7 protein-coding genes and 1 pseudogene are annotated in these 11,784 nt (G+C 45.9%); 2 read left to right on the top strand and 6 right to left on the bottom strand.

Annotated features, from left to right (window positions below; all coding sequences use genetic code 11):
- Positions 1-16: 16 nt before the first annotated feature.
- The 6 genes and pseudogenes from panB to DW083_RS18265 all read right to left on the bottom strand — a co-directional run bounded on the left by panB (position 17) and on the right by DW083_RS18265 (position 9,554).
- Positions 17-842: pseudogene (gene panB / locus DW083_RS18290) on the bottom strand (3-methyl-2-oxobutanoate hydroxymethyltransferase).
- A gap of 48 nt (positions 843-890) precedes the next feature.
- A complete protein-coding gene (locus tag DW083_RS18285) occupies positions 891-2,774 on the bottom strand; it encodes a TonB-dependent siderophore receptor (protein ID WP_122333389.1) in 1,884 nt (627 codons plus the stop codon).
- Positions 2,775-2,866: 92 nt separating this feature from the next.
- Positions 2,867-3,268: a nickel-responsive transcriptional regulator NikR gene (gene nikR / locus DW083_RS18280; RefSeq protein WP_115501144.1), complete on the bottom strand. Its 402-nt coding sequence runs from the start codon at positions 3,266-3,268 to the stop codon at positions 2,867-2,869.
- 92 nt (positions 3,269-3,360) lie between these two features.
- Positions 3,361-4,971, bottom strand: a complete 1,611-nt coding sequence (locus DW083_RS18275; RefSeq protein ID WP_115501145.1) for a SusD/RagB family nutrient-binding outer membrane lipoprotein — start codon at positions 4,969-4,971, stop codon at positions 3,361-3,363.
- Between the two features lie 12 nt (positions 4,972-4,983).
- A complete protein-coding gene (locus tag DW083_RS18270) occupies positions 4,984-8,289 on the bottom strand; it encodes a TonB-dependent receptor (protein WP_199659196.1) in 3,306 nt (1,101 codons plus the stop codon).
- A 239-nt stretch (positions 8,290-8,528) separates the two neighbouring features.
- Positions 8,529-9,554, bottom strand: coding sequence for a FecR family protein (locus DW083_RS18265; RefSeq protein ID WP_122333388.1), 1,026 nt, complete (start codon positions 9,552-9,554; stop codon positions 8,529-8,531).
- Positions 9,555-9,698: 144 nt separating this feature from the next.
- On the opposite strand from DW083_RS18265, the gene gpmA reads away from it, so the two are divergent.
- Positions 9,699-10,445, top strand: coding sequence for a 2,3-diphosphoglycerate-dependent phosphoglycerate mutase (gene gpmA, locus DW083_RS18260; protein WP_122333387.1), 747 nt, complete (start codon positions 9,699-9,701; stop codon positions 10,443-10,445).
- 74 nt (positions 10,446-10,519) lie between these two features.
- Positions 10,520-11,071: an RNA polymerase sigma-70 factor gene (locus tag DW083_RS18255; RefSeq protein ID WP_115501149.1), complete on the top strand. Its 552-nt coding sequence runs from the start codon at positions 10,520-10,522 to the stop codon at positions 11,069-11,071.
- The last annotated feature ends 713 nt before the right edge of the window (positions 11,072-11,784 follow it).

The following is an 11,784-nucleotide window of genomic DNA, read 5'->3' as shown; positions in this document are numbered from 1 at the left end:
TAATTAATAAATTATTTTAGTATTGTTCCTTCTCGTTCGGGAAGTCCTGGGTCTTTACATCTTCGATATAGGCTTGCACCGCACGGGTGATTTCTTCGGCCAGGTTTGCATAACGGCGCAGGAAACGGGGAGAGAATCCCTGGTTGATACCTAACATATCGTGCATAACCAAAACCTGTCCGTCCACACCTCCACCGGCACCAATACCGATCACCGGGATTGTCAGTTCGGAAGCCACCTGTGCAGCCAAAGCAGCCGGAATCTTTTCCAGAACGACAGAGAAGCAGCCGATATCTTCCAGCAAGTGGGCGTCTTCGATCAGCTTTTTCGCTTCCGCTTCTTCACGGGCGCGAACGGTGTAAGTCCCGAATTTATTAATCGATTGAGGCGTCAACCCTAAATGTCCCATAATAGGAATACCGGCACACAGAATACGTTCGACCGATTCGCGTATTTCCGAACCGCCTCGAGCTTGATACAGTCGGCATGCGTCTCCCTCATCACACGGATGGCGGAAGCTAAAGCCTCTTTCGAGTTACCCTGATAAGTACCGAAAGGAAGGTCTACAACAACCAGTGCGCGCTTCACAGCTTTCATCACCGATTTGCATGATAAATCATTTGGTCCAGCGTGATCGGCAGTGTCGTCACGTTTCCGGCCATTACATTGGAAGCCGAATCGCCAACCAAGATAACGTCCATACCTGCCTGATCGATCAGTTGAGCCATCGAATAATCGTAAGCCGTCAACATGGAGATCTTCTCCCCGCGTTGTTTCATCTCAATCAGGCGATGGGTCGTCACCTTTCTATTATCCTCTAAATCCCTCTTTGCAACTGACATAATGATTTTTATTTAAATGTTACAGGGCGCAAAGGTATGTAAAATGTTTTAGAAAGTAACATCTATTCCACCCATAAAGGTTGCTTTAGGCATTGGGTAACCGTCATTAATAGTATAGCGGGTGGCAGTCAGATTCTCCCCCTTAACAAAGAGATTCAACCCCTTGTCGCGTGTACCGAAACGATAGGAAGCGCGGGCATTCAAAACCGTATAATCTTCTTTGCGGTTGTCTTCCGGCTTGCTTCCCACATTCGTGTACAAATCGAAAATAGACTGCACACTCAGATTAAGAGTAAACCGTCCGGGCATATAAGTAGCACCGGCAAAAAACTTATGGGCCGGAGCTGCCACGATATCCTTATTCATATACAGATAACTGTAGTTCATATCCAGGCTCAGATTATTCAATATCTGATAGCCGGTCTCAAACTCGATCCCTTTATTATAAAAGTGTCCGATATTCGACATCTGGCGGTCTACCACCGAGATCATATCTTTCCCTTCAATATAAAAGGCTGTCAGTTCCGCATGCAAACGATTATCCAAAAGGCGCTGCCCGATCGATAGCTCATAGCTCAACATACTTTCCGGTTTCAGATCAGGGTTTGCCTTTGAATAAGGCAGATAAGAGATATACAACTCACGTAGTGTCGGGCTTCTGTATCCTTTCGAGAAGGAACCTTTGATCGTGTTTCCCTCGAACGGGCGAAGCGCAAAACCGGCCTGCGGAACCCATTCGCCGCCATAAGCGCTGCTATGCTCGTAGCGCACACCGGCATTCAGGCTCAGGATATCAAACAAATCCTGCTGCATGATTGCATAACCGGCCACTTCATGGACCGACTTATCGACCACCTCTCCAATCGCTCCTTTGATCGTATCGTTCCAGGCATGTCCGCCCCAGTTTTTATAATCGACACCGGCTGTAAATGTATTTCCCTCTACCAGTCGGAAAGACTGGTACAACTGGATTCCCGTATTATGGTCGTCCGAATAGAAAAGGAACGAACGGGGATCTGCATTTGGCGCATGTCCGTCGTTGATTTTATGGTGGCCCCAGTTATAGAAAACACGCAGAGCGCCGCTTGACTTCTCATGATGGTTCTCCAAAGCAAAAGAGGTGGTACCACGAAGAATGTGCATCACATGGTCCAACAGCGGACTGGTGATCGTACCCGGATCTTCCGTATTATATTTGGCTAAGCTTAAATCACCCGTTACTTTATAATGGTCGTCGATCTTATATCCCAGATTCAAAAAACCATTTGTAATATCGAACTTGGAATCGGCCCGGTGGCCATCCGTACGATCATGGTTCAGCGAGATAAAACTACTGAAGTTACCGACGTTATAGCCATTATTGATCATATATTTCTGTGTATTATACGACCCCATCATAACACGTGCCTGCGTACGGCGGCCTTCCTGCCGGTGTTGGCGGGTGATAATATTGACAACCCCTCCCATCGCATTGGAGCCATACAACAAAGAGCCCGGACCCCGGATTACTTCGACACGCTCGACATCGGATGCCACATAAGTATCAGGCAACGAATGACCGAAGACACCCGCCCACTGCGGCTGTCCGTCAAACAGCATCAGGACTTTATTTCCCTGTCCGACTCCACGAATATTCACCGTACCTGCCGAACCGGAAGAAACCCCGAATCCCGTGATCCCTTTTTCCGTCACAAACAAGCCCGGTACACGTTCGGACAACACCGGCAACAAAGCCGATTCGCTGCTTGCCTCTATCTGATCCCGGTCGATTACCGAGATAGTCAACGGCACGCTACTACGGTTCACCTGTACCCTATTGGCCGAAATCACAACCCCCTGCAAATTGATCAGGCTGTCGATTGCCGCCGGATCGGCAGCAAAGGCTAAAGAACTGAGCATTAACCCGGAAATAAGTAAAACTTCTTTTTTCATATATTCAAGTTGACTATTAAAATTCAAATAACAACACCGCAAAAGTAGCACATCTTTCACAAATCGTGTTACGCAACAGGCAAAAAATATATCTAATCCGCCCGGCTCATAACCAATTTACCATGTTTGATTCCCTTTATCGTTGTCAACCGGTCGGACAGTTCCGTCAAACGATTAGCCGTACCCATCACAGTCGCGATGTGCAGACAAAAGTTACGATTGATGTAATATTGGGAAGAGGACAGGATCACATCTTGGTAATTCTGTTGTATATCGGCAATCCGGGAAGCAATCTCCTTCTTTACCTGGTCGTACATGATGATAATCGTACCTGCCACGATATGATTGCATTGCCATTTCTGCTCAGCGACATTCTTCTCCACCAGGAAACGGATCGCCTGCGAACGATTGGCAAAGCCATTTTCGCTCACATACCGGTCCAACGATTCCAGCAGGTTATCTTCCAATGAAACTCCGAAGCGCTTTAACGACATACACAACTGTTTTATAGAATTTTCGGGCGTAAAGATAGTATATTTTTTATAATAACAAAAAGAGGGTGTCAAAAACACCCTCTTTTCAATTCTTAAAAGTTCCGGCCGGTATCCCACCACAGACGTGTACCACCTGTATCCGGGCCACCCAATGCCTGAGTCAATTGTCCGTATTGAGTCGGATTATCACTGATCAGCGCCTGCGGATAGAACAGACGACGGATCATGATATCCGTATCGATCGATCCACCACTGTTATTGACTGCGACCTTAAACAGTTTCGGATATCCGGTACGCCGTTGTTCCGTCCAGGCTTCACAACCTTCCGGATAAATGGCCAACCATTTTTGTGTAATGATCTTTTCCAGTTTCTGTTCGTTGGAAAGGGCATTATCCCATTTGGGAGTCACTGTCGATTCAGCCTTTGCATCAAACTTCGCATCGAATGCGTCTTTATAATCTGCAGGTGTTTTTTCACTTTCCAGATATTCGGCAGCACTGCCGGCGCCCCACTGTGCAAAAGAGGTTTCAACACCTTTCTTATAATATTCACCCGCATCCCCGGATATATAGCCACGCAAAGCGGCTTCGGCGCGCAAGAACCAGACTTCGGCGGCTGTCAGCAGAATAGCATCCGTATTCTGGGCAACCGTACTGGGCGAATGGTCTTTGTATTTATTATGCGTAACACCCGTACCCTGGCGGACACCCTTATAAGTCCCGGCGATATTGAACAAAGCGCCTTCGGAACCACCCGCAGCCGGAGTAAAATATTTAGAGATACGCGGATCGTCATAGCCCACCAAGAAAGACTCCATACTTGCATTCATAAAAACTTCGTGCCATCCCTTATTAATTTCTCCCAACGGATTGGTGAATCCGCTCGTCGAAGCGTTTACAGCAATTACGTCTGTCGGCGCTTCAAGTACGCCGCCTTCATCCGATAAAGCTTTCTTTGCCTCTTCGGCTGCTTTCGACGGGTCTACATTAGACAAACGCATGGCTAAACGCAAACGCAGAGAGTTCGCAAACCTGATCCAGTCGTCATATGTCTTATTCGGCGTCAAAAAGTCCGATTTGGCAAACAGATTTGTCTTCGGATTAGCTGCCACATACGTACGGATTGCCGTCAAAGCCTCGTCCAAATCCGTAAAGAATGCATAATACGCAGTCTTCATATCATCCGGTTCGGAACCGGTACTTTCACCATAGTTCGTATAAATCAGCGGTCCGTAGATATCGGCAATACGATGCATCAATTCCACTTTCAGGATTTTTGTCACACCCAGAAATTCCGGCTTGTCGGCATTTCTCCGTTCCGCATTCTTGGCGGCAGTCATTATATATCCGTAAGTGTATGTCCAATTGGAAGATGTCCAGCCGTCATTCAAATGATACGTGGAGTTATTGCTATTGAAACTACCGTTCATATCATGGAAATAACCGGAAAACATATCCGCTTCCAAATTCTGCATGGTCTGGAAAGGCCAGTTCTTACCGCCGCCCCAATCATAGTTGAAATAGATACCCTGCTCAACAACCGTGATCGGCAAAGTATAATACATATAATCATACGATTGAAGATCTTCGGTAAAACCGTTTGTTTTTGTGTTCTGCGATTCGAAATCTTCCGTGCAAGCCATCAAGCCCGCCACTCCTGCGACAAAGAATGCTGCTATATATTTGTTGAATTTACTTTTCATGATACTCTTTTTTTAGAATGAAACCTTCAGATTAAAACCTAAACTCCGGGTAGTCGGCATACCGAATACATCCACACCCTGGCAACCGTTACCGCTCGACAAGCTGGCATCCGGATCAAACGGAGCGTCTTTGTAGAAGAAGAACAGGTTGCGGGCTACGAATGAAAGCTGAGCTTCCTGGAATACTTTTGATTTTTCCATCAGTTTCCTCGGGAACGTATAACCCAAAGACAACTCACGCAAGCGAACGTTTGTCGCATCGTACATATAGTATTCGGAACATCCGTTACGTCCGCCGACACGGCTATAGAATGCCTCTATGTTTTCTTTTCCTATATGTGTGCCTTCCAAATCCACAAAACCGGCTCTACGGGCATCGGCAGTTGCCTGCGACACACCTTTGGAATCCAGGTCAGCCTGCGTTACAGACAATACATCGCCACCAAAACGACAGTCAATCAGGAAATATAAAGAGAAATCTTTATAGGTAAAAGTATTGCTCCATCCCAGTAAAGCATCCGGATTCGAATTACCGATCTTCACATTATTACCGGTAATTACGTTCGGCAAATTGTTTTCATCATAAACGATCTTACCGGCCTCGTCACGCTCGAAAGCATTACCATAGAGATCGCCCAGCGAGCCGCCTTCTTTGATACGCATCATATACATCATGCTAAAGCCCTCGTCTCCATAAGCGAATGATTTTAGTTCAGGATGCAGTTTAACCACTTTATTCTTATTGGTAGAGAAGTTGAAAGAGGTTTTCCAACGGAAATCGTTCGTCATGACCGGAGTAACTCCCAATGTCAGTTCAACACCTTCATTCTGGATGTTACCGGCGTTCACATAGTAATATTTATAAGGTGAACCGGCAAACGACGGCATTTTCAGCAACTGGTTCTTGGTGTTGGTTCTATAATAAGTGAAGTCCAGATCCAAACGATAGTTGAAGAACTTCCATTCCGTACCGACTTCCCAGGACGTACTCAATTCGGGTTTCAGGTTGTCGAAAGCGGCAGCCTCGTTCACAATGATCTTACCGCCCGCGCCGATCATGTCGACAGGGTTACTTACGTATAAAGGTATATCGTTACCGACTTTTGACCACGAACCTCTCAACTTGCCGAAGTTGATCCATTCCGGCATATCGAGCGTATTGTTCATAATCCATGACAAACCGACCGACGGATAGAAGAAACCTTTGTTCTTATGTTTGGTGAACGCCAGTGTGGAAGACCAGTCATTACGGGCCGTCACGTCCAGATAGAGGCTTTCTTTCCAACCGACCTGTGCTGTTGCAAATATAGACTGGAGCGTACGGCGCTGGTTGATGATTTCATCACAGGCAGCCGATGTATTCATATTGATATTCGCAACCGTAAACACATTCGGATAATAGAGGGAAGCGGTTTTGGAATCCAGACGCAATTCGTCGACACGCGTACTGTTGATACTGGAACCTAAAGCGGCATTCAGCGACCAGTCGTTCCATTTCTTGTTGACCATGGCCATCACGTCTCCGTAGAGCAACATTTCCGTATGGTTCAGGTCGATATAGCGTCCGTTCGTACCGGCAAGATCGACGGATGTAGTTGCATACATCTTCTGCTGGAACTTGTCATTGGTATAGTCGACATTGCCACGGGCCTGTATCTTCAACCAATCGGTAACGGTCAATGCAGCCGTCAGCGAAGCCAATGCACGGTAACGTTTGTCACGGCTCGTCACGCGGTTTACCAACCAATACGGGTTTTGCTCGAAGCTGGTGATATCCGTGTACCAATTCTGTATCGGCATATTCCGTCCGAAATCGTTTGTTTCGTAACCGTCCTTATACGGTGTGATATCTTCGCCACGCGGGAATCCGTACAAGCCGACCAACGGGTTCATGTAATAACCGCCGGAAGTCGGACGGTTCTTGATTGACTGTGTCATCAAATTGACATTTGCATCGATATTCAAGCGGTCATCGAAGAACTGCGCCGTTTCGCGGAAATTCAGGTTATGCTTCTGCAGCTTGTTCTTTTCGACAACACCGCTCGCGCTTGTATTGGCATAAGAGAAATAAGTCTGCAATTTATCGTTACCTCTCGTCAGGGACAAAGAGTTGATTGCCGTCACGCCATTCTGGAAGAAATCGCCGGCATTGTCATAATCTTTCAAATTGCCTTTTTCGCCCCAGCTCAGGTTATCCTTACGGCCATATTCGTTCTGGAACTCAGGCAGGCTGATCGCATGATCGACTGTGAGGTTGGAAGAGAAAGTGACGCGCTGCAAGCCGGCTTTTCCTTTCTTTGTCGTGATCAGGATTACACCGTTGGCAGCCTGCGAACCGTAAAGAGCAGCGGCTGAAGCTCCCTTCAGAATACTCATACTCTCGATATCATCCGGGTTCAGGTTGGATATACCGTCACCGGAGTCACGGTTACCGGCGTTGTTCGTACCTCCCATAGCAGAAGAGGCCTGCTCGCTGATCGAATTCAACATCGGAACACCGTCGATCACATATAAAGGCTGGTTGTTTGCGTCCGCATTGGCTGAACGGATACCACGGATGGAAACCTTTGCCGAACCGCCCAGACCGGAAGAGTTCTTGTTGATCTGCACACCGGCAGTCTTACCGGCCAACGCAGTGATCATGTTCGGATCTTTGGCACGTGTCAGTTCGTCCCCTCCCACCTGCTGGCTCGAATAGGTCAGGGAAGCGGCTTTCTTTTTGATACCCATAGCCGTCACGACTACTTCGTCCAGTTTCTGTGTGTCTTCCGACAAAGTCACGTTAATAGTCGCTTGTCCGTCATACTTCAGTTCCTGCGAGTCAAACCCGATATAGGAATACACCAATATGGCGTCGGCCGGGACATTGTCAAGTGTATAATTGCCGTCCACATCCGTGATAGTTCCGTTTGTCGTACCCTTCACCAGGATATTGGCACCGATCACCGGCTCGTTGTTTTTGTCGACAACCACGCCCGTTACCCGCTTGCCCTGCTGTTGCATAAGGTCTATCGCATCTTTCTTGTTCAGGATGATTTTCTTGTTTACGACTGTATAGGCGATATCGCTGTTTCCGAACATCTTGTTCAGGACGTCGAAGATATTCTTTTCGTTTACACTGACAGAAACCTTCTTGTTTATATTGACGACGTTTGCATCATATATAAAGGAGAAATCCGTCTGGTTTTCTACTGCCTCCAGCACGTTGGCGATCGTACTGTTCGACATTTCCAATGACAGAGTAGTATTCTGGGCATACGAATTATTTGCGACTGCAATGCCGAGACTTAAAAAAAGAAAGACTACACTTAATCTCATAACTACTGGTATTTTTCGGAAAAGATTGAAACTTTCCTTCCCTAGAATTTCTAAGGTTACAATTTTATTCATATTTTTGTGATGCTTATTATTTATAATAAAGTTATTTATGAGCTGCGTCAACAGCTTTTTCGACTTTTCATGCGGGGGAATGCGTCAACATTCTTCCGTATGTTTTTTTTACTTTCTTTCATTTCTTCATGGGCAAACGATTTAAATGGTTATACACTCTCTATTTCTTATTTTGATATTTCGATTACGGATATCTGCAAGGTGCTGTCATCATTCATCACCGGCTTCTTTATCTTATAGGAGATACCGGAAGCGAGTTTGAGATATTCCATTACCTGTGGTAGCTGTTCGTCTTTGAAACGTGCCGTGATAATCGAATTCAGTACCCCGTCATCTTTCACATCGAACTTCACGTTATAATGTCGACCTAACATTTTCAACACCTGCCGCATCGAATGATTGCGGAAGATAATCTCCCCGTTTATCCAGGCCGTATCGTAATCGGTATTAACGGAAGAGATGTTCAGTTTGCAGGTCGACTTCATAAACTCGGCTTTTTCGTCCGGCTTCAGAAGTTGCGAAATCACCTTGCCATTTTTCTGGCCGATATTCAGCTTTACAGAACCTTCCACCAATGTTGTCCCGATCGTTTCGTCGTCCCGGTAAGCCGACACATTAAACGTCGTCCCCAACACCTCTACCGAATAAGCAGGATTGACTTTTACGATAAAAGGTTTTTCAGGATTTTTCGTCACCTCGAAATAGCCTTGTCCTGTCAACTCAACCTGCCGGTTCTCCGCCCGGAACTTTTGCGGATAGTTCAATGTACTTCCTGCGTTCAGCCAGACCTTTGTCCCGTCGGGCAATTCAAAACGGGAAACCACTCCGGGGTTGGTGCGCACTTCGACCATGCGCACCCTTTCATTTCCCAGCTGCATAAACAAATATGCAGACATGATCAATACCGGAATGAATAACACCGCAGCCACTTTTTGTAATAAAGACAAACTCCTATACAACCTAACTTTTTTATTTTGTTTACGTACTTTCGATTTAAAACGAACCAACGCCATTTCCGGATCTACGGATTGCATGACATGCAGGCGATCCGTCACTTGCAACGTAAAATACAACTGTTCCAGTACCTTTTCATTTTCAGGCGACTCTGCCAGCCATGCTTCCACCCCGGCCTGTTCGCTTTCGGTTTGGACCCCGTCCAGATACTTGATTAATATGTTTTCGTCTATCGTCATCTTTTTTTTCTGTTTCTATAACTAATACAATCCAGCGAAAAGATGTACTAAACGAAAATGCATTTATTTTTCGGGAATTTGTAAAATCTTTTCCTCCGTCTCATTTGTTATACTTAAAATCAATTAGTTATAAACAGAAAGAATATGAAAAAAATAGTATTACTCCGCCACGGCGAAAGCGTTTGGAACAAAGAAAACCGTTTTACAGGATGGACAGATGTAGATCTGACCGAAAAAGGCATACAAGAGGCTACTAAAGCCGGCGACCTGCTGAAAGAAAAAGGTTTCAGGTTCGACAAAGCCTACACATCCTATCTGAAACGCGCCGTCAAAACCCTCGATTGCGTCCTCGACCGGATGGACCTGGACTGGATTCCGGTAGAAAAAAGCTGGAGGCTGAACGAGAAACATTATGGTTCGTTGCAGGGATTGAACAAAAGCGAAACGGCCGAGAAATACGGTGACGAACAGGTCCTGATCTGGCGAAGGAGCTACGACATCGCCCCTAATCCGCTGAAAGAAGACGATCCGCGCAACCCGCGTTTCGAACTCCGTTATAAAGATGTACCCGACAACGAACTGCCCCGCACCGAATCGCTCAAAGACACGGTGGAACGAATTTTGCCTTACTGGAAAGAGGTGATTTTCCCTTCCCTCGAAACCTCCGACGAGATTCTGGTCGCAGCCCACGGTAACAGTCTGCGCGGAATCATCAAATATCTGAAGAATATCCCGGACAATGAGATCGTACACCTCAACCTGCCGACTGCCGTACCTTACCTATTCGAGTTTGACGACAACCTGAATCTTGCGAACGATTATTTCCTCGGCGATCCGGAAGAGATCAAAAAACTGATGGAGGCAGTAGCCAACCAGGGAAAGAAAGCATAGCCAGAGCCCCCTATTTTGAATAAGTTTCATTACTTATTCAAAATAATTCGTTAAGTTTGCAAGAAAAACACCTTGTGACCTGCAATAACGAAGAAACTATACATAAACTAAACGCCGGCGACGAACAAACGTTCGACACTGTTTATAAGCAATATTACAGAGGACTTTGTGCCTTTGCGTCCCAATATGTATCCGAATATGAGGAAATCGTGCAGGACGTAATGATGTGGCTATGGGAGAATCGCATCCTCCTGAATCCGGAGATGTCCCTGAAATCCCTGCTCTTCACCATGGTCAAGAATCGTTGCCTGAATAATATCACTCACAATCAAATCAAACAACAGGTCCGGGAAAAGCTATACGACAAATTCAAAGACCAGTTCGAAGACCCCGACTTTTACGTTGAAGGTGAACTGATCGCTTTGGTAACCAAAGCGATCCGGGAGCTCCCGGAAGACTACAGGGAAGCATTCGAACTGAACCGCTTCCACCACCTTACCTACAACGAAATAGCGGAACGCACCGGCGTCTCCTCCAAAACAATCGCCTATCGCATCTGCCAGTCGTTGAAAATACTCCGCACGGAGCTAAAAGATTATATGCCCTTACTGCTTTTCTTAACGTAGGTTACGTTATAAATCGAGATTCGTATTTAAGAAGTTTTGAACCTCCTGCAAATCTAATGAATATTACAATAACCCCCTTTTTTGCCATTTTTCTATTTCGTCTGAAATCTTGATCGATTTTGGATTGACTTTTTTTGCGGTTTAAGCTCCCCTTTCTGACAATAGGAAGAGCGAGGTGCGCAGTCCGTTCTGGAAAGCATGCAATTTGATTGCCGAAAACCAGAAACGCCGACAATGTGATAAACCTTAACTCCCGGAGAATCGAATATTTGAAAATAAAACGGACGGCGTCCCAAATATCCCAAGGAAATTTAGGGGCTTTTTTGCCCTGAAAACGGTTCTCTTTTCAATTAGGACGGTCATAATCGCCATTGCGACCGTCCTAATCTTCGCGAGGTGCCGAGTGCACTACACATTAGCACGGTCGTGGTGGCAAAGAGGACGGTCGTAATGGCTGGAAATGCTCAAAAAAGGCGAAAAGGTACCTTTTTGAGGTCAAAAAAGCAGATTAACATTTGTTTGGTTTTAGACATCTTTTAGACTTGAAAAACACGTTTTATACAATAAGCCCCCTTGCCGCAGGCTCTCTTTTGCCGTTGATTTCAGAGACTGTGTGAAAAAGACTTATTCTCCAATCAGATCAATACGCAGCCACGTTGTTTTTTGAAAAGTGAGATAGCCCCAAAAAGGCTGTTTAGAACGATAAAAGTCGA

This window comes from Parabacteroides sp. AF48-14, from assembly GCF_003477465.1.
Lineage (GTDB): Bacteria > Bacteroidota > Bacteroidia > Bacteroidales > Tannerellaceae > Parabacteroides > Parabacteroides acidifaciens.
This window is presented reverse-complemented; position numbering and strand designations above follow the sequence as displayed.

What these genes read in the sequence shown, in the direction of transcription:
- DW083_RS18270 (WP_199659196.1), bottom strand. Translation starts at nt 8,289, where the DNA reads ATGAGATTAAGTGTAGTCTTTCTTTTTTTAAGTCTCGGCATTGCAGTC.
- DW083_RS18275 (WP_115501145.1), bottom strand. Translation starts at nt 4,971, where the DNA reads ATGAAAAGTAAATTCAACAAATATATAGCAGCATTCTTTGTCGCAGGA.
- gpmA (WP_122333387.1), top strand. Translation starts at nt 9,699, where the DNA reads ATGAAAAAAATAGTATTACTCCGCCACGGCGAAAGCGTTTGGAACAAA.
- nikR (WP_115501144.1), bottom strand. Translation starts at nt 3,268, where the DNA reads ATGTCGTTAAAGCGCTTCGGAGTTTCATTGGAAGATAACCTGCTGGAA.
- DW083_RS18285 (WP_122333389.1), bottom strand. Translation starts at nt 2,774, where the DNA reads ATGAAAAAAGAAGTTTTACTTATTTCCGGGTTAATGCTCAGTTCTTTA.
- DW083_RS18265 (WP_122333388.1), bottom strand. Translation starts at nt 9,554, where the DNA reads ATGACGATAGACGAAAACATATTAATCAAGTATCTGGACGGGGTCCAA.